Here is a 22,081-nt window from a genome sequence, read left to right as displayed (position 1 = left end):
AAAAAATAAACAATATAATTATCTGGATGACAAAATTACAAGCACCTCAAAACCTACGTAATTTTATAATTATTTGGTTCGGTCAGTTAATATCAAATATTGGCAGCTACATGACTTATTTTGCTATCAAAATTTGGGCATGGCAACTGACAAATCAAGTAACTACAATTGCTTTAATCAGTTTTTTTGAACTCATTCCCAGTATTTTCATTACCTTAGCATCGGGATTAATTGTAGACCGTGTAAATCGGAAATTTTTGTTAATAATAGCCGATTGTGTAGCGGCAATATCTACGATAATTATCGGCTATTTGTATTTAACCGACCAATTACAAATTTGGCATATTTATGCAACTGGTGCGGTCAATGGAGCATTTAGCGAAGTTCAAGCGCTGGCTTATTCCTCTTCAATTTCCATGCTAGTACCAAAACAACATTACCAAAGGGCTACTAGCATGAATTCTGCAATTCATTACGGTTCAGTAATCATTGCTCCAGCCGCTGCCGGTTTTCTCTATTACATAATAAATTTAGATGGGATTTTATTGATTGATTTTATTACTTTTACAATCGCCATTGCGACTATTTTGAAAGTACGTATTCCTCAACCAAAAATAACAACTCAATCTGAGAAAAGTATCAGGATTTGGCAAGAAATTATCTTCGGTTTTCGCTATCTTGTAAGAAATCCTAGCCTTTTAGCTGTGATTGCTTTTGGTTCTTTATTTTGGTTTGCTCATGATATTGGTGCAACTTTATACTCGACGATGATTTTGGCACGTACAAATAATGATACTAGGATATTAGGAAGTATTTCTTCTGCTGCTGGATTAGGGGGAGTAATGGGAACTGTAATATTAAGTATTTGGGGTGGTTCTAAACGAAGAATTCATGGTTTTCTGTTAGGAATGATGGGGGCTGGAGTTAGTAAAACAATATTTGGATTGGGACAAGGGTTAATAATTTGGCTCCCCGCTCAATTTTGTTCTTCTCTCAATTTCCCGATGTTATCAAGTTCTTCTAAATCTATATTGTTGAGTAAAGTTAGACCGGATTTACAAGGACGAGTTTTTGCTAGCGAATCTGTTATTCAACAAATTGTTTCAGCAATTGCTGTATTTATTTCGGCTTTACTAGCCGACCATGTTTTTGAACCTGCTATGATGCCAGGAGGTAATCTTGTACCTTTATTTGGTAATTTATTTGGTACTGGGAAAGGTGCGGGAATGGCAATTTTATATGTGATTTCTTCTATTAGTTTATTGTTGATTGGTTTGAGCGGATATTTTGTTCCACAACTGCGGAATGTGGAAACTATTGTGCCAGATTCTAATACTGAAGATGATTGATATAAATAATTTTATTAGTATTAGCTAAATTATGTTTTTTAACGTAAATGAACGCAGAGGGACGCGAAATTTATTTACTTATATTTTTAATTCTCGTCAAATCCAGTTACTTTTATTCAGTATTATCACAGCTTTAATTCTTATTGGTTGTGAAATTAACACTTCTGAAAATATCAGTTCAAATCCTGAAAATACAATTTCTCAAACGCGAGTTGTTAAACACGCAATGGGTAAAACTAAAGTACCTCTAAATCCAAAAAAAGTAGTTGTCATTGGTGGATTAGATAATGCTTTGGCTTTAGGAATTAAACCAATTGCAGCTACTACGCTTGGTGATAATAATTATCTAAATTATCTCGAATCAAAGACTAAAGAAGTACGGAAAGTCGGTGTTAATGGTAGTCCAAATCTAGAAAAAATTTTGTATCTAAAACCAGATTTAATTTTAGGACTTAATTGGGACGCTGATATATATCAACAACTATCTCAAATTGCTCCCACAGTTTTGGCTGATGCAGATAAGAGTTGGAAAGAATGGTTAACTAAATTCGCTTATTGCCTTCAAATTTATTAGATAATCAAAGCCGTTTTGAACCAAAAACTTACGAATTTCAACTGTACGACTATCAAATCGATTTATTGCCCCTATCTCTAAGGGATATAATTAAAAATGATGATCGTCGCGAATTAGATTACCTGCAAATTGGTAGTATAACTGTTCAAATGCAAGCTGTGTTGCATCAAATTTTAAATTGTCCCTATCAAGGTTTAACAAAACAGCTTTATTTGGAAGGCAAAGTATTAGAATTAATGGCTTTACGTTTGGAAGATTTACAGGATACTAAACCGTTAAAATCAACTACGAATCTCAAACCGGAACAGATAGATAGTATTTATCAAGCGAGAGATATTATGATTAATAACTTTAGCAATCCACCCTCATTATTAGCATTAGCTCGACAAGTAAATCTTAATGACTGTACCCTCAAAAAAGGTTTGCAGCTTTAAATATCCTACTCTAATTGCAATATTGATATTTTGGCTGGGTAATAACTTAATTGATGGGATGAATTTTGCTATCCTTCCAGCAATGATTTTGGCTCGTAGCAATAACGATTCAACTGTATAAAGTACGCTGTTAACAACTTTCGGTATCGGTGGTTTACTCCGTGGTGTAACTATCAGTATTTGGGGTGGAGCAACTGTTGCAGAAACATCAAAAGTATCTGAATCGAGAACAAGAAAAACCTCCTATGCATTTGCGGAAAGACGACGAGCAATTGAAAGAATTGAATTACCCCAAGTAAAAGGTTATCGCTTGACCTAATTAGCACAACAAGAAAAATCTTGGGACGAAATGATGCAGCAAAAAATGAACGTAACACCCGAATTGATACCATGGTTGTTGGTGCGAGTGGGGGATGAGCAATGAACTTTTTCGACCAAATTTTACAAGAATTCACACCCTAAGTAGCCCCTTTCACCGTAGTTGCAGATTCAGATAATTTGTTAACAAATGTAAAAATGAAAAAATTAATGCTTTAATTTTGAAGAGTAAATAATTGATAAAAATAAGCACTCTCAGATAGACTAAGCTTACCAGCTAATTACAAGTTTTTATCTTTAAAGTATTTAGTCAATTTCTCTTTAATTGACTAACGCAATACTGTTTTACTGTCTGCAAAGGTTGTTCTTTCCCAGAATTCAAAGCACTTACTACACTGCCAGAAACTTCTACTCTTCCCTGATAATTACCTTGTATGCTGCCATCTGGGGAAGTAAAATCAATACGAACTTCAGCCCAATCTGCATCTTTGTTTGCTGTATCTTGTGCTAAAACTTGACCGGATTTATTGTAATTAAGCCAATCCCAGCCGTGCTTCATCCAAATTTCTCGTTCAACTATTTGCTCAAATTTTGTAAGTCCCGACCAGCCACGGTAAAATTTACGTAATGCTGTAACGGCACTGTCGCGATGTACTAAGGTGTCTAACATTTCTGGTTCGATATGTCCCCAAAACTGCCCGGTGGGTAAGTCCAAGCAAGTTGGAGCGAATTGATGTCCGCCAAAATGCGAACAGCGCCAAACTCTTAAATTTCCGTTGGAGCTTGCTGCATAATCTTGACGCAACTTCTGATATATCGGAAAACCAAATCGCGCACAAGCAGCATCGATATTACCGTGAGTGCAAACCATTAATTCGCGACTTTGCTTATTTGCTTGTTGATATGATTCAAACTGATGTATTTCGTCTGGTTGCTGTAAAAGCACGGAAATCAACCCAAACAATTGGCTTTGGGGAACAATAAATTCCTGCTTATCAAACTCAGCAAAAGATTTGGAGGAACGATGGTAGCGCATCACGCGGGTATATCCCGGTTCCGAGTATTCTTTATCGGGTGCAATAGCCATTGGTATTACCCGTATATTCTTATGCTGTAGTTCGCGACACAAATTCTGAATATGTTTGATAAGGGGATCGTTAAATAATTTTTCTTTTGTCCAAGGCAAAGGTATTTCCATCATTAGCCAGATATCGGCAGTAATAGCCGTGCCGATGGGATCTTCACCGTTAGCTTTGGAAACAACCGAACAAAATTGACAATCGCCTAAAAGTTTTTCAGTGGTCATAGTTCTTTTCAAATAAAATAAATATAAATATAATTTCAGCAATAACCAATTTATAACTTTTCGTCATATGCTTTGATACTATTATTTAGATGCATTGATATCATAATCTGGTAAAGTTTTCTCCACATCCCGTAGCAAAGGAAAAGCATATCCTCCGAATGCCATAAAAGCTCCGCAAATAGATAGTATTGCCATCATCAGCGCCATTCCAGCACCAATTTGAGTACCGAAAATATCACCAAAGATTGGAGCTAAGATACCATCAGTTCTCATTGCTGGCTCAAAGAAATTATCGGCAAGTAAACCTGCTACCGCTGCTCCTAATGATGTCGGAATTTGAGCGATGATAAAGCGAGCTGCAAAAACTCGTCCTTGAATATCCGGCTCCACTTTGGATAACCAAATAGCTTGATTACAACTACTCGGGAACGGAGAAGAAAAACCACTGACAAAAGCAGCAATAATTTTTAAATATATCCCTTGTGCTAGAGATAATGTTAATAAACCCAACTTCCAGATAGCGTTACCTATTAATAAACCATGAATCCTGGGTTTTGGACCACCCCAAATACTAATAGTTACACCCCCAAGTAAACCACCAATACCAAAAGTAGTCATCAGCGTACCCAACATTGTCGAATCATTACCACTACGGGCTAAAAGCATCGCTGGAAGGATAGCAAAATTAATACTACTAATTAAATTGTTGCCCAACCAAAAGGCAAGAATTGCTAATAAACCAGGATATCTAAATAAATAGCGGAAACCAAAGGTGAGTTCTCCCCAATAAGACTGGATAGTTCGATGAGTAACTTGGCTGTTTTTTGGTTGGGGGATGGAAATAAAAATAAGAGTGGAAATTGCAATGCTAAAAGTAATAATATCTATCGTTAAGATACCAACCAAGCCAATTAAAGAATAAAATGCTCCAGCCAAAGCAGGAGCAAGAATATAACTTCCAGACATCTGAATCCCATTGAGGGCAGTTGCTCGTGCGTAATGTTGTTTGGGGACAATTAAGGATAGTGATGTCGAATAAGCTAAACCTTGCAAGTAACCAAATAAACCGTTGACAGCAGCACTTAAATATAGATGCCAGATTTGTAGATTATTAGTTAGAAATAGTAATAAAATTGCGATCGTAGAAAATCCTGCAACTGAATCGCCTAATAACATTAATTTTTTGCGATTCATCTTATCAACCAATACCCCAGCAAACAAAGCAGCAATTATTCTAGGAGTTTGGGTAAAAAATAAGATTAAAGATAAAGGTGTTGCTTGTTTGGTGACTTCCCAAGCCCAAATAGTCAGGGCAAAGTTAGTCATTTCTGAACCTAGTAACGAGACAAGTTGACCAATCCAAATGATAAGGAAGGTACGCATTTTTTATTTTAAGTTTAATTTTGATTTTTATTATGCTTTTTCATTGATTGTTTATATTTTTAGGTAGAAGAAACTCACGCAGTTGCTCAATAACAAGCTCGGTTCCAATTGGTCCGCTTAAACCATTCCAAGCATAGTAGGTAGCAAAGTAAACGCGGTTTTCTTCACTAGCACTGAGGGATTGCGCGATCGCATTTCCTTGCCAAGCTTGTTTTGCTGTTTGTAATTGATTATTTTCGATTTGCTCATAGAGTCCTGTTTTGACTTTCTTATTTTGAGCAGATTGCTTTTTCTCCCCACCACTTAAGCTATATCCCAGCACAATGATGATGTCAGCTCGATCCAATTGTGGTAAAGTTTCGATGGAAATGGGAATTAATGGTTTGTTAGTTTTCTGGGAAGGTAAAGAAACTAATTCAAAGCCAATTCCTTGCAAAATTTCACCTAAATAACTATTAGGATTAATAATAGAAATATTTTTTTGCAATTGATCTGTTCCTAGTATCAATAATCTGGGATACTTCGCAACTACAGGAGCAAACTGATTGCGAGCCGCAACTATTTGTTTCTCATAGTTCTCAATCGCTTCTTGAGCTTTTTCTTCCCTTCCGAGTGCTTTGGCAATGTTCTGAATATTTTGCTGCCATTTTCCTGGAGCGGTGCGATTGTTCGATAACAAGGTAGGAGCTATCTTTGATAATACAGAATAATAGTTTTTACTTCCTGCTTCTCCAATAATTAAATCGGGGTTGACTGCTGTTAATTTTTCTAAAGAGGGCTTATTTGCGCTACCAAGATTGATGGGTTTACTAGTTACCTGGGTTCCTAAGTAAGGAATTTGTTGAACGGGGTTGTCATATCTATCGCCACGATATAAATTAATTGGAGCAGCATATGCCGCAGGTTGAACGCCTAATGACAGCAACAAATCAAGAGTATGGGGACTAAGAGCAACAACCTTTTGAGGTTGAGAACAAACTTCGGTTTCACCAAAATCGTGCTTGATGTTTCGGCAGTTTGCTGTTGAATTTGATTGTGGGGAAGAAGCGGTAATTTTATTTTCACTAACTTTATTATTGCTAGTATCATTACAGCCATAAATCAAAAAAACAGTTATAAGACTTAGATTTATTAGCCGCGCTAATTTTTTTCTTAAAATTAACATTATTTCAATTCCTTCGTTGCAATGGTGACATCTGGAACTATCGGTATTATGTGTAATATTTTGACGATTCAGTTGATAGTTAATCATTTGTAATCATAGACAATAAAAAAGATTATGAGTTATGAAAATTAAAAATTAAAACTCATGACTCATAACCAGTAATTTATAACTATTACCTAATATCAAAACTTCACAGAAATAGAACCAAGAATCGTGAAAGGTTTACCGGGATAAATACCTCGAATTCGACTAATACCAACTCCTTCGATATAATCTAGATCAAAAATATTTTTGAAGTTAAGAGCTGCTCGCCAATTATTCCTTTGATAAAAAATAGCAGCATCTGTTGTCAGATAATCTTCAACTTCAAAACTATTATCTAAATCTCCCTTTCTTGCACCAACATACTTCAAACCTATACCAAAACCCAAACCCTGTAAATTACCTTTTTGAACTTCATAAGTTGTCCACAAGCTAGCACGATGTTCGGGTACGCCTGGTAATTCATTGCCAACGTTTTCTGGATTATTGTCTTCAGTTATTTCAGCATCAGTATAGGCATAAGAAGCAATCACCTTCAATCCAGGAGATATTTCTCCGACAACATCTAGTTCTACACCTCTACTCTTTTGCTCTCCACTTGCAATGGAAAAGTTAGGTAAAATTGGGTCGGGGATAGCAACATTTTGCTTAGTAATATCAAAATATGCCAATGTTGCAGATAGTTTATCTTTGATTAATTCAGTTTTAACACCAACTTCAAATCCTTCTGATTCTTCTGGCTCGAGAAAATCACCATCTGCGGTTGTTTCATCGTTGGGATTAAAGGAGCGTGAATAGCTCGCGTAAAGAGAAACTGTGTCAATTGGTTTATAAACAAAACCAATCCGAGGAGTCAGAGAATCATCATTTTGAGTTGCTTCCTCTTCAGCAATATTATCTGTTCTAATTTGCTCTATTGTGTCGTAACGCAACCCAGCCAGCAAAATTAAATTGTCGGAAAAATAAACTTGATCTTGCAGATAAATTCCCAATCTATCGCCCTTGATTCTGCTATCGCTAAATATTCCAATATCTTCTAAATCAGGTCTGGGATCGGCTGAATAATCGGGATCGAAGATATTGATGTTTGTAGGAGGTATTGTACGGGCAAATCTGCCGACACTATCAACTTCATTACGACTCAAATCTACACCAAATAGAAGATTATGCCTAATCGAACCAGTATTGAATTTCCCTTCTACATTTGTATTAATCGAAAAATTATCTTGTTCTTGACTTTGACTTGACCAAATCCGAGTTAGAATACCTGCTTCCTCGTTGAAACGAAAAGGAAGAGCCAGAACGCCGTAATCATATTTGAAATTGATGTAACTAAACCTATTTTTGAGTTTCCAATTATCGTTGAAACGATGTTCTAAGCTATAGCCAACATTCAATTCCCTGTTGTCAATCGTATCTTCGGGATTGTTGGTAACTCGTTCGGGGGGAATATCAGCAATACCATTACCGAAGGCAAGCGTGCCGAAGTCGGCTGGGTTATCGTCTTTTGAATATTCAAGATTGAATGTTATGTCAGTGTTTTTACCAGCTTGCCAAGTAACACTGGGAGCGATGAAGAAACGGTTAAAACTTGTATCGTAATTACGAAAACTATCTTCGTTGCGATAAAGTGCATTTAAACGATAAAGTAACTCGCCATCTGCGGTGAGGGGTCCGGAAATATCAAAACTTGGTTGGAAAAAACTACGGTTACCTACTTGTAGCTGACCTTCATAGAAAGGTTCTGCTAAAGGCTTCTTGGTGACAAGATTAATCAATCCTCCCGGTTGAATATCACCATACAATACAGAGGCTGGACCTTTGAGAACTTCAACCCTATCTAAATTCGCAACCTCTGGAATTCCTTGCAAAACACTATAATTTCTAATGCCATCTCGTAAAATCGGCGCATTCTCAAAACCTCGAATCGCAAAATTAGCGCTTCTACCATCCCTTTTTCCAAGATATGTCACCCCGCTAACGTTATCTACAGTTTCTTCTACGCTGGTTGCTTGTTTATCTTCAATAACTTGCTGGGGTACTACCTGAATTGATTGAGGAATATCACTTATAGGACTATCAGTTCTGGTACCAGTAGTCGCATTTGGTATTTTGTAACCATCTCTTTCCCCAGTAACTATCAGTTCAATTGGTTGATCGTTATTGCTCTCTGGTGATGGTTGAGGCGGATTTTCAATAGGCTGTTGTGGTGTTGCTTCTTGCTGTGGCTGCTGTATAGGCTTTTGCGCTGCTTGTGCAGCAGATGTACTTGGTGTCAGCGCAAAAATCAAACCCTGCTTGCTATCAAATAATTCAACTTTGGGCATACTCGCTTCACCCGTCACTGTCAACCGAACAGTATTATCATCTTGTTTGGTTAAGGTAACCGAAGCAATTCCTTCTACTGGTTTGTCTTGAGTAAATTGATCGCCCGTTGACAAACGAAGTTGAGCGCCAGAAATATCTGCAATAAAATTATTACCTTCGCTGCGATTGACTACTTGTAATTTATTCGCAGCACTTGTCTGTAAAATGACTTCCACACCAGTGTCTGTTGAAGTCAGTCGAACTCCTGTAATTTCTATTAATCCTAACCTACCGAATTCTTGAACTAATAAGGGTGCGGACTTTCTAACAGGAAGCTTTAATTCCTTTAAGTTAGAGAAAGTATTTAATTTTGACTTGTCTTTCTCTAATGACTCAGCCGAAACCGATTGTGCCAACGAGACTACAGTCGAAGCGGTAAATAATATTACCCAAAGAGGATAGGTCAATTTCATAATTGCTACTTTCTCACACCAATTTTACTTAATTAGCTATATCAGTCATCGAAGCTCTCCGCTCCCCCTTCATACAGTCAAGGGTAACTGTCGCTGACAAGCTATCTTCTTGCAGCTATGCAAAATATATCTGCATAGAATTCATTCTTGCAGAAGCCCGATCCTTTGAAAGAAAGATTTCAAAGACCTTTTTTCACACCCCTAAAGTAACTATTGCCAGCCCGAATTGTTAAAAAAGATTATCAATAATCTTCTCTAAAATTGATATTACAGTATTTTTATAATTATTCAGACCCGAAAACGGATTTTTCCCGACTCAAAAACGGATTTTCTCATATTTTTCAAACAAATTTATCCTATTTGTGCTGTAAATAAACGCTGGGGTTAACCCCATACTTGCGCTTGAATGCAGCAGCAAAATGACTGCGGTTTGTATAACCAACAGTTCTGGCTATTGCCGTAACCGTAAAACTTCCTTCTGTTAGCAACTGACGTGCCTGCTCCATGCGATAATCTTGCAAAGTGCCTAAAACAGTTGTCTTAAAACAGTGACGGAATCCGATTTTTAACTTGTAATCATTTAATCCTACTTCCCGTGCTAGTTCTAATAAAGATGGAGGATTTTGCCAGCGTGCCAGTAAAATATCTTTCGCATAATAGATACGCTCGATATCTTCTGATTTGAGTTTCTGCTTACGATTATTCCTTTTATTTTCTCGCTTTAAAGTTTCAAATTGCAATGCCATCAACTCAAAAACCTTACCCTGAAGATACATTTTTTTCGTAAAATCTTGGTAAGGACAATGTAAAATTTGGTGTACTAATATCAATATTTCACTAGGTAATTTTTTAGATTCAAAGCAAGTCCTAAAATCATCTTTTTTGATTAATGCTTTTAACTCCGATGGCAATTCTCCAGATGATTCAGTAAATAAATTCTTGAGTAACTCGGGTTCAAAATGAACGTTAACTATGTGATTTCGTTGCATTCTTTTAGCAAAAAGTGTATTGGCTGCAGCGATACCACTACCAAATACCTTACTTTCCCAATTACTTTTACCCCGATCCCCTTTAATTGTACTGTCACTCACACAACTGACAAGTAATTCTACAGAGTGTTCGCGAACTGGCATTTTTATTGTAATATCATCATTAGCATAACCATCTACAATTGTGAGCAAAAGTCCTTTACATAATTCGATATTCTGCAAATAGCCATTGCCCAGTTTTCGAGGAATTTCTGAAATAGTTTCAGTTTGTTTTGCACCATCAACACAAGAATTATTATTCATCGACTCAGCATACAGTTCCTGCAAATCATTCTTTGAGAGGGTGATGGTCATAATCTCTGGGTGAAGAACTAAATGTATAATCAATAATTTTTGCGATTCCCGCTACTAGTACTCGACTTTGCGATTCGCGCCACTAATAGTCGATCAAATCTTTCATTGCTATGCAAACTTAGGGAGCAGAAAAGATGGGGGAGAAGAAAAGTTTATTTTATTTCTCTGTAAACCCAAACTTTGTTTCTTTAGTTGACTGCGAGATTATCTGAACGAGACAAATATCGGACCATAACTTTGTTTTGAGCATTCGTGGTTAGCCTACAATACTGAACTTAACTAGAATTATTTGCAACAAATATTAGATGTCAGTATACAACAAATTAAATGTTTTATTAGTAATGATTATGAATATTGAATATTTAAAAATACTTAAATTCCAAGTATGGGTCTAATTTCCCACCGTCATAAGGTTCTCGATCCACTTGCTCCCGCTCTGTCGTCTGTTAGGCTTCGCGCCGAGCGTGCGGCTCAGCCAGCATGGTGACGTTACAAGTCTTATTACTACGCTGAGATTTTCTAAACTGTATACCCGACAAAAAAATGTGCCGAAGATGTTTCTGTTCTCCGTTTATCTGCAAGGTTGCAGATCAGGGGTTCTCGAAGAGTAGGGTGGAGGAACGACCAAGCATGAGCGCGTTCACCTTTATGTGCGGCTCAGCTGTTAATCATCCCAAGATGCTGGGATTGCTTCGCTCGCAATGACAATTTTTGTTTGCGTAAGTCCTGCTATATATAAATATCTTTAAAAATATTTTGAAATTATGTATAACTTGTTGCTAAAGAATATTATTTGTACTAAGCTAAAAAAGAATGAAAATAATTTGCAATAACTTTAAACGCAAAGAAGAGAGAATAAGGCTGGAATTGCGATGGGGGTTTTAACACGCTAATTCGCTCAAGGTCGGGATGACGACCCATACAAGTGGCTCGGAAAGCCTATTGCAGCAGTGAGTCCCCAAAGCAATTTTTCCACCGTCTACGGTGGAAAAATTAGCTCATATTAGTTAGAAAAAAAGAAGGTGAAATGCTTATTCCTCCTTCCTTGCGAACGAAATGAGTTAAATATACAGTCTTAAATTAAGATAAAACTTGTTGCAAGATTATAACGATAAGCACGCGATCTAGAGACTCATATTTGGAATGCAATTGAAGTGATTGATTGCTTTGTGAGTAAATATGACTTGATATCATGCAACGCCGGTACTTAAAGCAACTAGTTTAATGCATCTCAATGGTCGAAAAATGACTCAATTTTTAAATGTGTTTCCTGATTCTACCTTGGTTGATATTTTGCAATACAGAGCAACGCATCAACCAGATAATTGTGCATTTATCTTTTTACAGGATGGAGAAACTCAAGCGGTTAATCTAACTTACAAAGAATTAGACAGACAAGCGCGGGCGATCGCCTTTCATTTGCAATCAGTAAATGCGGTTGGGAGTCGTGCTTTACTGCTGTATCCTCCTGGATTGGAATTTATCGCTGCGTTTTTAGGATGCTTGTATGCGAAAGTAATAGCTGTACCAGCTTATCCTCCTCGACGCAATCAGAAAATTAATAGGTTGCAAGCAATTGTTAAGGATGCTGAAGCGACGTTATGCTTAACAACTGCATCGGAGTTGGATAATATCCGGAATAAATTTATTCAAGATCCCCAACTTGCTGGTTTGCAATATCTGGCTACAGATAGCCTTATTGAGAATAATTTAATAGACTGGCACAAACCCATTATAGATAAAAGTACATTAGCTTTTTTGCAATACACTTCCGGTTCTACGGGAAAACCGAAAGGTGTAATGGTTAGTCATGGTAATTTAATTCATAATTCATACTACATTCAACAAGCTTGTGAACTAACATCTAAGAGTATTTCTGTAACTTGGTTGCCTAGTTTTCATGATATGGGGCTGGTAGATGGAATTCTCCAACCTCTGTATACTGGGTTTTTGGGTGTTGTCATGTCCCCGACATCCTTTTTAGGTAAACCTGTGAGATGGCTGCAAGCAATTTCTGACTATAAAGCAACTCATTGTGGTGGTCCCAATTTTGCCTATGAGCTTTGTATAAATAAAATTAGTTCAGAGCAAATTAAAAATATCGATTTAAGTAGTTGGCGTAGTGCTTACAACGGAGCAGAACCAATAAGGCGGGATACTTTAAAGAGATTTGTCGAGAAATTTCAGGTTTGTGGTTTTCGAGAAAATTCTTTTTATCCCTGTTATGGGATGGCTGAAACAACTTTGATGGTTTCGGGTAATTCTGTCAAGGATAAACCAGTTTATTGCTCGGTAGCAGCGGATAGTTTATTTTTAAATCGAGTAGAAAAGGTATCTGAAAAAGCTGAGAACAAAATAAATTTAGTTGGGTGCGGACATGAGTGTCTGGATACTAAAATTGCCATAGCTAATCCCCAAACTCTTGCAAGTTGTGCGAAAAATGAAGTTGGGGAAATTTGGGTATCGAGCGATAGTGTAGCTCAAGGTTATTGGAAAAAACCGGAGTTAACGAAGGAAACTTTTCAAGCTTATTTAAGCGATACCAATCAAGGTCCATTTTTGCGTACCGGAGACTTAGGATTTTTGAGAGATGGTGAGTTATTTGTTACCGGGCGTATCAAAGATGTAATTATTATTCGCGGTCGCAATCATTATCCTCAAGATATAGAATTAACTGTAGAAAAAAGTCATCCGGCTTTGAGAGTAACTTGTAGTGCAGCCTTTACAGTAGAAGTGGATGGAGAAGAACGGTTAGTTATTGCACAAGAAGTAGAGCGAGTTTACCTGCGGAAATTAAAGGTAGATGAGGTATTAGGAGCGATTCGCAAAGCTGTATCGGAGCAGCATCAGTTACAAGTTTATGCCGTGTTATTGCTGAGAACGGGAAGTATTCCCAAAACTTCTAGCGGTAAAATTCAGCGACACGCTTGTAAGATTGGGTTTACTGAAAATAATCTTCAGGTTGTCGGTAATTGGATATCTCAATCTTCAACAATACAATCGCAATCTGATGATAATAGCGCTGATTCAATTCAAAAATGGATAAAACAGTGGTTGAGCGGTAAGTTGCAAATATCTTCCAATTTAATAGATACTCAAAAATCCTTTGCTGAATACGGTTTGGATTCAGTGATGGCTGTGGAATTAGCTCAAGATTTGAAATCTAAGTTTAACCCCGAAAAAGAGTTAGAAGCGACTATAGCTTGGAATTTTCCGAATATCGATTCTTTAGTGCTGTACTTGAGCAAACCCATTGATACTAGTTCTATAGCAGCGAGCAATTTTAATTCTAATAATTTGATAACAACTTCTTCGCAACAGTTGAAACAAGTTTCCGGAGATGAAGTAAAAACTGCAATTAGTCACGAAGTTGCACAAATAGAAGACTTGCTTGCGGAACTAGAAAGCTTGCAAAGGAGTAATTGAGATGAGCGATTTAGAATCACAACGGTTACTTTTAGCTTTAAAGCAAGCGCGAACCAAACTTGAAGACATTAAACAGCAACAAACAGAACCAATAGCAATTGTAGGAATTGGGTGTCGCTTTCCGGGAGGAGTAAATAATCCACGAAGCTATTGGAATTTGTTGCGCGATGGAGTAGATGCAATTAGGGAGATACCATCACAACGTTGGGATATTGATGCTTACTATCATGAAAATCCCGATATTCCGGGAAAAATGTATAGCCTTTATGGGGGATTTTTAGAAGATGTAGATAAATTTGATCCGCAATTTTTTGGGATTTCTCCTCGGGAAGCTAGAAGTATGGACCCCCAGCAACGGTTATTATTGGAAGTAACTTGGGAAGCCTTAGAAAATGCCGGACTTGCTCCAGAAAGTCTCAAAAATAGTCAAACAGGTTCTTTTGTAGGAATATGCTTTGATGACTATTCGAGATTGAGCTTTAATTCTGGTGACTATAGTCGTATTGATGCTTACAGCAGTTTGGGCAATGCTCGTTCCATCGCTGTCGGTAGATTAGCATATATTATGGGCTGGAAAGGTCCGACTATGCAATTAGATACTGCTTGTTCGAGTTCATTGCTAGGTGTTCATTTAGCTTGTCAAAGTCTCCGCAATCGAGAATGTAATTTGGCTGTTGCTGGTGGAGTTAATTTAATTCTGTCCCCAGAAACTAGTATCGCCCTTTGTAAATTAAAAGCATTAGCTACTGATGGTCGTTGCAAAACTTTTGATGCTTCTGCAAATGGGTACGTGCGGGGAGAAGGTTGTGGAATTGTTGTACTGAAACGTTTATCTGAGGCTTTAGCTCAGGGTAATCCAATATACGCATTAATACGAGGTTCTGCTGTCAACCATGACGGACATAGCAATGGCTTGACAGCTCCCAACGGTAATGCTCAAGAGGCTTTAATTAGACAGGCATTAAAGAATGCTAGAGTCGAACCCAGTCAAATTCAATATGTAGAGGCTCACGGTACGGGAACGACTTTAGGTGACCCGATTGAGGTACTAGCATTAGGGGAAGTACTTAGTGAAGGACGTTCGCAACAACAGCCTTTGTCAATTGGTTCAGTTAAAACTAATTTTGGTCATCTAGAATCAGCCGCAGGAATCGCAAGTTTAATCAAAGTAGTGCTTACTCTGCAACATCAGCAAATTCCGCCATCGCTACATTTCCAGCAGCCTAATCCTTATATTCCTTGGGACAAGCTTCCTGTTACGGTAGCAACGGAATTAAATGATTGGACGCAAACAGGTCAATTCGCTGGGGTGAGCGCATTTGGAATGAGCGGAACAAATGTTCATACGATTTTAGAAGCAGCACCTCAAGCAAGTCACAAGCAAAGAGAAATTGAGCGTCCATTAAACTTGCTAGCGCTGTCAGCTAAAAGTGAAAAAGCTTTGTTGCGACTTATACAGAGATATCAAGAGTTTTTAGATGATAATCTTCACGCTTTGATTGCGGATATTTGCTTTACCGCGAATACGGGGCGATCGCACTTTGACTACCGTATTGCAGCAGTAGCAGAATCTACTATTGAGTTACGCAAACAGCTAGACAGTTTTATTTCTAATCAGGATAATCCCGGATTGATAAAACGAGACTTAAATATTAAAGAAAGGCCGAAAATAGCCTTCTTGTTTACAGGTCAGGGTTCTCAGTATATAAATATGGGGCGGGAACTTTATGAGACTCAGCCTGTTTTTCGCCAAGCTCTCGATAGCTGCGATGAAATTCTGCGTCCTTATTTGCAACAATCTTTACTAGAAATTTTATATCCTGCACCCGTAATTGACGCTGCAAAAATAGATGAAACAGCTTATACCCAACCAGCAATATTTGCTATAGAATACGCTCTCTACCAGTTATGGAAATCTTGGGGTATAGAACCCGATGTAGTTATGGGTCATAGTGTGGGTGAATATGTTGCAGCTTGCGTTGCTGGGGTTTTTAGTTTATCAGACGGACTCAAGCTAATTGCTGCCAGAGGAAGATTGATGCAAAGTTTACCTCCCCAAGGTAAGATGGCTGCTGTATTTACTGATGAAATACAGGTTAAAGCAGAAATAGCTTCAAAAGAGAATGTATCAATAGCTGCGATAAATAATCAAAATAATACAGTAATTTCCGGAGATACAAAGGCTGTAAATGCTGTAGTCGCAGCTTTGGAAGCAAAAGGGATAAAAACAACTCAATTAAATGTCTCTCATGCCTTTCACTCTCCATTGATGGAACCAATTCTGGAAGATTTTGCAGATATTGCACAAAACATAACTTACTTTGAACCGCAAATAAAATTAGTTTCTAATGTTACTAATCAACTTGCGTTTTCGGAAATCGCAAGTCCTCAATACTGGGTAAATCATATAATTCAACCTGTAAGATTTGCTGCGAGTATGAAAATTTTGGATGAACTTGGTTATCAGGTGTTTGTGGAGTGTGGTGCTAAACCAATTTTATTAGGAATGGGTCGTCATTGCTTATCCACTGATTGTAATGTTTGGTTGCCAAGTTTACGTCCTGGAATTTCGGATTCGCAGCAAATGTTACACAGTTTAGGGCAGTTGTATGTAAATGGTGTATCTGTAAACTGGTGTGGCTTTGAAAATAATTATCAAAGACAGGTTTTGGAATTACCTACATATCCATTTGAACGAGAAAGCTATTGGATTAATACCGATTTACACTTACAGAGGCAGGAAAAAAAGCCGCAGTCGCAGAAAATAGAGACACAATTTTTACAGCAATTGCAGCAAACTGTCTTAAGCGAGCGTTTAAATGTATTGATTACTCATATTCAGAATGAAGCTGCGAGAGTTTTAGGTATGAATTCCCTCCCCGTACCGCAAACTGGTTTTTTTGATATGGGTATGGATTCTTTGATGGCTGTGGAATTAAAACGACGATTGGAATCGAGTTTAAAACAATCTTTATCTACAACTTTGGCATTTAACTATCCGACTATAGAAAAACTCGCAGAGTATTTATTAACAAAGATTTTCTCAGAGGAGTTGGAAGTAGAGACTAAAAGAATAAGCGATGTAAAACCAGAAAGGGTAAATGATTGTGCAATCACAGCAACTAAGCTAGAACAAGTTTCAGAAGCAGAAGCAGAAGCGTTATTACTCAAGAAATTGGCAATTCTTGAAGCTTAAGAAAAACAAGTCAAGAATTCACAAAATTATGTCTAATTTATCCCCGTTAAAACGTGCATTGTTAGCACTTGAAGAAATGCAATCTAAGCTAGATGCAATAGAGCATCAGCGAACAGAACCTATTGCGATTGTGGGTATGGGTTGTCGTTTTCCCGGTGGTGCTAACAACCCGGAATCTTTTTGGCAGTTATTGCGTAATGGGGTAGATACGATTGCAGAAGTTCCCATGTCTAGGTGGGATATCGATGCTTTTTACGACCCAAATCCGGAAACCCCTAATAAAATGTATGCACGTCAAGGGGGATTTTTAGATATTGGTGTTGATGAATTCGATGCCGATTTCTTTGGAATTGCACCACGAGAAGCAGTAAATATAGACCCCCAGCAAAGATTACTGTTAGAAGTTAGTTGGGAAGCTTTGGAAAATGCTGGTATTTCTCCCGAGCAATTAGCAGGTAGTAAAAGCGGGGTATTTTTGGGGATAAATAACTCAGACTATACGCAGTTGCAAATATCTAGCGATGTAGCTAAAAATGCTTACTTTTTTACAGGTGGTACTTTTAGCGTTGCAGCGGGACGTTTGGCTTATTTTTTAGGTTTGCAAGGTCCAGCTTTAGCCGTAGATACTGCTTGTTCGTCGTCCTTAGTTGCAGTTCACCTTAGCACTCAGAGCTTACGTGCTGGAGAATGTCGTTTGGCTCTAGCAGGGGGAGTAAATTTGATGCTATCACCCCAAGCAACAAGCGTATTATCGCAAATGCGGGCATTGGCTGCTGATGGACGCTGTAAAACTTTTGACGCATCCGCAGATGGTTATGGAAGGGGAGAAGGTTGTGGTGTTGTTGTACTCAAGCGTTTATCTGATGCTGTCGCAGACGGCGATAATATCCTGGCATTGATTAGAGGTACGGCAGTCAATCATGATGGGCGCAGTAGCGGGTTAACTGTTCCTAACGGTTTAGCCCAGCAAGCAGTTATTCGGGAAGCATTGGCTAATGGGAAAATCGAGCCAAATCAAGTAAGTTATGTAGAAGTTCACGGTACGGGTACGGCTTTAGGTGACCCTATTGAAGTTGAAGCATTATCGGCAGTATTGAATCCAGAAAGTTCGATAAATCAACCTTTAGTTCTCGGTTCGGTGAAAACCAATATCGGTCATTTAGAAGCTGCTGCGGGTATAGCTGGTTTAATCAAAGTCATACTAGCGATGCAACACCGGGAAATTCCGCCATCATTGCATTTTGATACACCCAATCCGGCAATTGATTGGTCAGACATATCTGCACAAGTTGCCACGAAAATTACTCCTTGGAATCAAGAGCAGCGTTTTGCAGGGATCAGTTCTTTCGGGATGAGCGGTACTAATGCTCATGTGGTATTGGAAGAAGCATCATCAATCAAAATCGACAGTCAATTAACAAATAAGCGTCCATTACATCTTTTGACTTTATCGGCAAAGAGTGAAACTGCTTTAGAAAAAATAGTACAAAATTATGTTCAATTTATAAATGATTCTCCTGAAGTTTTATTAGAGAATATTTGTTTTACATCTAACACTGGACGTAAGCATTTTCCCTGTCGTTTAGCTTTAGTCGCTGATTCTTTAGCATCCTTAAATAAAAAGTTGGGGGGATATCAAAAACCAACAGAAATTAATAATCAGGGAAAATTAAAAGTAGCATTTTTGTTTACAGGACAAGGCTCTCAGTATGTGGATATGGGTCGTCAACTTTACGATACTCAGCCGACTTTCCGCAAAACCCTTGAATACTGCGATGAAATTCTGCGCCCTTATTTAGATGAGTCTCTAATTGCAATACTGTATCCAGATTCTGCAATTAAAAATCCGAAATTAAACCAAACAGCTTACACACAACCAGCTTTATTTGCTCTAGAATATTCTCTTGCTCAATTGTGGCTTTCATGGGGAATAAAGCCTGCTGTGGTTATGGGACATAGCGTTGGGGAGTATGTTGCTGCTTGTATTGCAGGAGTATTTAGCTTGGAGGATGGATTAAAGCTGATTGCTCAACGGGGACAACTGATGCAGGCTTTACCTCCTGGAGGTGAAATGGCAGCAGTATTTAGCAGCGAGGCACGGGTGAAAGCTGCGATAGAATTAACTAAAGGACAAGTATCTATTGCTGCTATTAACGGTGATAAAAATACTGTTATATCTGGTGAAGAAACAGCTGTTAATTCGATACTGCAACAACTGGAATTAGAGGGAATTACCGCCCAAAAACTACAAGTATCTCACGCCTTTCATTCGCATTTGATGGAACCAATGCTCTCAGCTTTTGAAAGAGTCGCAGCAGAAGTAAACTATTCTGTTCCCAAAATTCCCATAGTTTCTAATTTGACAGGGAAACTGGTAGAAGGAGAAGAAATTGCTCAAGCAGCTTACTGGTGTCGGCATATTTTAGAACCAGTCAGATTTGCCTCTTCTATGGGGACTCTACAGGAGCAGGGGTATCAAGTTTTTCTAGAAATAGGTGCTTCTCCGGTATTGTTAGGAATGGGTCGCCGATGTTTGCCAGATATAAACGCTACATGGCTTCCTTCTTTGCGTCGGGGACAATCTGACTGGGAGCAAATGCTGGGAAGTTTGGCAGAACTTTATATGCAAGGAGCAGAGGTAGACTGGAAGGGATTTGATAAAGACTATTCTCGTCACCGTTTACAACTACCAACTTATCCATTTGAGCGACAGAGTTATTGGTTTCAACCTTTATCGAAAGCAAGCGATGAAGATAATTATAAAGATGCTTTGTATGAAGTTGAATGGGAATTGAAACCACGAGAACAACTAGAAATTGCTTATCAACAGGACAGGAGCAGCGACAACTTAAAGTATAATATTGCAGAAATTGAGATCCCCCCAACCCCCCTTAAAAAAGGGGGACTCTATAATTGGTTAATTTTTGCTGATTCTAACGGTATTGGTTCAGCTTTGGCTAGTTTGTTAGAGGAATCGGGACAAAAGTTTTTATTAGTTTATCCAGGAGAAAAGTACGAAATTTGTGATGAGCAAAAATTGCAAATAAATCCAGGGAAGTTAGCAGATTATCAGCGTTTATTGCAGGAAGTTTCTTGCGAAAAAATAATTAATTTATGGAGTTTAGATAGTAGTTCAGCACAAAAAACCACAATCGATTCTTTACATATAGATCAGCACCGTAATTGTGGCAGTCTGCTTTATTTAGTCCAGGCATTATCTTTAATTCACAACGTATCATCTCGTCTATACTTAATTACTCAAAATGCTCAACCAGTAGAAGAAACTAATAATTTCGCCATATCGCAAGCACCTGTAATCGGTTTAGGTCGTGTAGTCGCTATAGAACACCCAGAAATTTGGGGAGGAATTATAGATTTACCTGATGCTGATGTTGGACAAACCGCTAAAATTCTTTTTGAAGAACTTTGGCAATCGGAATATGAGACTGAAGTAGCTTTTCGTGACGAAAAAAGATATGTACCGCGTTTAATCAAAAGTACAAACAAGAATAATAATTTTAAATTTTCAGTTCCAAACATCGAATCTGACGCTACTTATTTAATTACCGGAGGTTTGGGAGGTTTAGGAATTGAATTAACCAAATGGATGGTAGAGCAAGGGGCACAACATTTGGTATTAGTAGGACGTAAAAGTCCCAATCAAACTGTTAAAAAGCAATTACAAAAATTACAGCAACAGGGAGTAGAAATTGAGGTATTCTCAGCAGATGTATCTCAAGAACAACAAGTCAATCAACTTTTAGCTGATATTTCTCCGACTTATCCACTACGAGGTATTATTCATCTCGCTGGAGTTTTAGATGATGGCGTACTTATCAAACAAGATTGGCAACGCTTTGCTAAAGTGATGCATCCCAAGGTAGCGGGAGCGTGGAATTTACATTCTCAAACACAGAATTTACCTTTGGACTTTTTTATATTATTCTCTTCTGTTGCTTCTTTATTAGGTTCTCCAGGTCAAGGAAATTACGCAGCAGCTAATAGCTTTTTAGATGCTTTAGCTCACTATCGTAAATTACAAGGTTTACCTGCTTTAAGTATTAATTGGAGTCCTTGGAGTCAAACAGGTATGGCTGCTTCTTTGGGTAGCTTGGGCGAGCAAAGATGGGCAACTATGGGTGTAAAAGTGATTGTTCCACAACAAGGTTTACAAATATTAAGAAAAATCTTTAATCAAAGTTTTACACAAGTTGGTATAATACCAGTTAATTGGTCTAAGTTTTTTCAACACTTTACAGGTAATATTGAAGGTTCTTTACTTGCAAAAATAGCTGGTAATACTCAAATTGTAAATTCGCTTAAACCAACAGTACAACAAGCCGAAATTCTACAGCGCTTACAAAATACTGCTGTTAATCAACGAAAAGCTGTTTTAATTGAAGAAATCAAAAAAGAAGTTGCAATAGTTTTAGGTTTGGAATTATCCCGACAAATAGAGCCACAGATTGGCTTTTTTGATATGGGTATGGATTCTTTGATGGCTCTGCAATTGAAGAATATTTTGCAAGTCAAATTAGGATGTTCTCTCAGTTCAACTTTGACATTTGAATACCCTAATATTGAAGTTTTATCCGATTACTTGCTCCAGGATGTAGTGTCTTTAGATTCTGTAGTTAAAACCGAACAAGAACCTGAAAAAAATATTCAACAACAAGCTGATAAATTAGCAGAAATTCAACAACTTTCAGAATCAGAATTATCAGAAATTATTAATCAAGAATTGGCAGCCCTAGGAAGAAATTAA

General features: G+C 37.8%; 11 protein-coding genes. 6 read left to right on the top strand and 5 right to left on the bottom strand.

What is annotated here, in order from left to right:
- Nucleotides 1–26: 26 nt before the first annotated feature.
- From RIV7116_RS29915 to RIV7116_RS29905, 3 genes are read left to right on the top strand one after another with little or no spacing between them, the layout of a single operon-like run.
- The gene (locus RIV7116_RS29915; protein ID WP_015122086.1) at nucleotides 27–1,349 is read left to right on the top strand and encodes an MFS transporter; all 1,323 of its coding nucleotides are present in this window, start codon (nucleotides 27–29) and stop codon (nucleotides 1,347–1,349) included.
- Nucleotides 1,350–1,380: 31 nt separating this feature from the next.
- Nucleotides 1,381–1,923 carry an ABC transporter substrate-binding protein gene (locus RIV7116_RS29910; RefSeq protein ID WP_015122085.1) on the top strand — a complete coding sequence of 181 codons (543 nt, stop codon included), beginning with the start codon at nucleotides 1,381–1,383 and terminating at the stop codon, nucleotides 1,921–1,923.
- Complete coding sequence (locus tag RIV7116_RS29905) at nucleotides 1,905–2,357, top strand: hypothetical protein (RefSeq protein WP_232435738.1); 453 nt, start codon at nucleotides 1,905–1,907, stop codon at nucleotides 2,355–2,357. Before RIV7116_RS29910 ends, RIV7116_RS29905 begins: the two co-directional genes overlap by 19 nt.
- Before the next feature lie 628 nt (nucleotides 2,358–2,985).
- On the opposite strand, the gene RIV7116_RS29900 is transcribed toward RIV7116_RS29905, so the two are convergent.
- The 5 genes from RIV7116_RS29900 to RIV7116_RS29880 form a co-directional block, all read right to left on the bottom strand.
- Entirely contained in the window at nucleotides 2,986–3,981 is a 996-nt protein-coding gene (locus RIV7116_RS29900; protein ID WP_015122084.1) for a sucrase ferredoxin, read from the bottom strand.
- Nucleotides 3,982–4,062: 81 nt separating this feature from the next.
- Complete coding sequence (locus RIV7116_RS29895) at nucleotides 4,063–5,364, bottom strand: MFS transporter (RefSeq protein ID WP_015122083.1); 1,302 nt, start codon at nucleotides 5,362–5,364, stop codon at nucleotides 4,063–4,065.
- A gap of 40 nt (nucleotides 5,365–5,404) precedes the next feature.
- A complete protein-coding gene (locus tag RIV7116_RS29890; RefSeq protein WP_015122082.1) occupies nucleotides 5,405–6,616 on the bottom strand; it encodes an iron-siderophore ABC transporter substrate-binding protein in 1,212 nt (403 codons plus the stop codon).
- Between the two features lie 95 nt (nucleotides 6,617–6,711).
- Complete coding sequence (locus tag RIV7116_RS29885; protein WP_015122081.1) at nucleotides 6,712–9,351, bottom strand: TonB-dependent receptor; 2,640 nt, start codon at nucleotides 9,349–9,351, stop codon at nucleotides 6,712–6,714.
- A gap of 356 nt (nucleotides 9,352–9,707) precedes the next feature.
- Nucleotides 9,708–10,694, bottom strand: coding sequence for an AraC family transcriptional regulator (locus tag RIV7116_RS29880; RefSeq protein WP_015122080.1), 987 nt, complete (start codon nucleotides 10,692–10,694; stop codon nucleotides 9,708–9,710).
- Between the two features lie 1,245 nt (nucleotides 10,695–11,939).
- On the opposite strand from RIV7116_RS29880, the gene RIV7116_RS29875 reads away from it, so the two are divergent.
- Genes RIV7116_RS29875 through RIV7116_RS29865 form a run of 3 tightly spaced genes read left to right on the top strand, consistent with a single transcriptional unit; the run spans nucleotide 11,940 to nucleotide 22,081 of the window.
- Nucleotides 11,940–14,120: an AMP-binding protein gene (locus RIV7116_RS29875; RefSeq protein WP_157229351.1), complete on the top strand. Its 2,181-nt coding sequence runs from the start codon at nucleotides 11,940–11,942 to the stop codon at nucleotides 14,118–14,120.
- 1 nt (nucleotide 14,121) lies between these two features.
- Nucleotides 14,122–17,316, top strand: coding sequence for a type I polyketide synthase (locus RIV7116_RS29870; protein WP_015122078.1), 3,195 nt, complete (start codon nucleotides 14,122–14,124; stop codon nucleotides 17,314–17,316).
- A gap of 28 nt (nucleotides 17,317–17,344) precedes the next feature.
- Complete coding sequence (locus tag RIV7116_RS29865; RefSeq protein WP_015122077.1) at nucleotides 17,345–22,081, top strand: type I polyketide synthase; 4,737 nt, start codon at nucleotides 17,345–17,347, stop codon at nucleotides 22,079–22,081.

Origin of the sequence: Rivularia sp. PCC 7116, from assembly GCF_000316665.1 — a bacterium.
In the GTDB taxonomy this organism is placed as follows: domain Bacteria; phylum Cyanobacteriota; class Cyanobacteriia; order Cyanobacteriales; family Nostocaceae; genus Rivularia.
This window is presented reverse-complemented; position numbering and strand designations above follow the sequence as displayed.

What these genes read in the sequence shown, in the direction of transcription:
- RIV7116_RS29900 (WP_015122084.1), bottom strand. Translation starts at nt 3,981, where the DNA reads ATGACCACTGAAAAACTTTTAGGCGATTGTCAATTTTGTTCGGTTGTT.
- RIV7116_RS29915 (WP_015122086.1), top strand. Translation starts at nt 27, where the DNA reads ATGACAAAATTACAAGCACCTCAAAACCTACGTAATTTTATAATTATT.
- RIV7116_RS29885 (WP_015122081.1), bottom strand. Translation starts at nt 9,351, where the DNA reads ATGAAATTGACCTATCCTCTTTGGGTAATATTATTTACCGCTTCGACT.
- RIV7116_RS29890 (WP_015122082.1), bottom strand. Translation starts at nt 6,616, where the DNA reads ATGATTAACTATCAACTGAATCGTCAAAATATTACACATAATACCGAT.
- RIV7116_RS29875 (WP_157229351.1), top strand. Translation starts at nt 11,940, where the DNA reads ATGACTCAATTTTTAAATGTGTTTCCTGATTCTACCTTGGTTGATATT.
- RIV7116_RS29895 (WP_015122083.1), bottom strand. Translation starts at nt 5,364, where the DNA reads ATGCGTACCTTCCTTATCATTTGGATTGGTCAACTTGTCTCGTTACTA.
- RIV7116_RS29880 (WP_015122080.1), bottom strand. Translation starts at nt 10,694, where the DNA reads ATGACCATCACCCTCTCAAAGAATGATTTGCAGGAACTGTATGCTGAG.
- RIV7116_RS29865 (WP_015122077.1), top strand. Translation starts at nt 17,345, where the DNA reads ATGTCTAATTTATCCCCGTTAAAACGTGCATTGTTAGCACTTGAAGAA.
- RIV7116_RS29910 (WP_015122085.1), top strand. Translation starts at nt 1,381, where the DNA reads ATGTTTTTTAACGTAAATGAACGCAGAGGGACGCGAAATTTATTTACT.
- RIV7116_RS29870 (WP_015122078.1), top strand. Translation starts at nt 14,122, where the DNA reads ATGAGCGATTTAGAATCACAACGGTTACTTTTAGCTTTAAAGCAAGCG.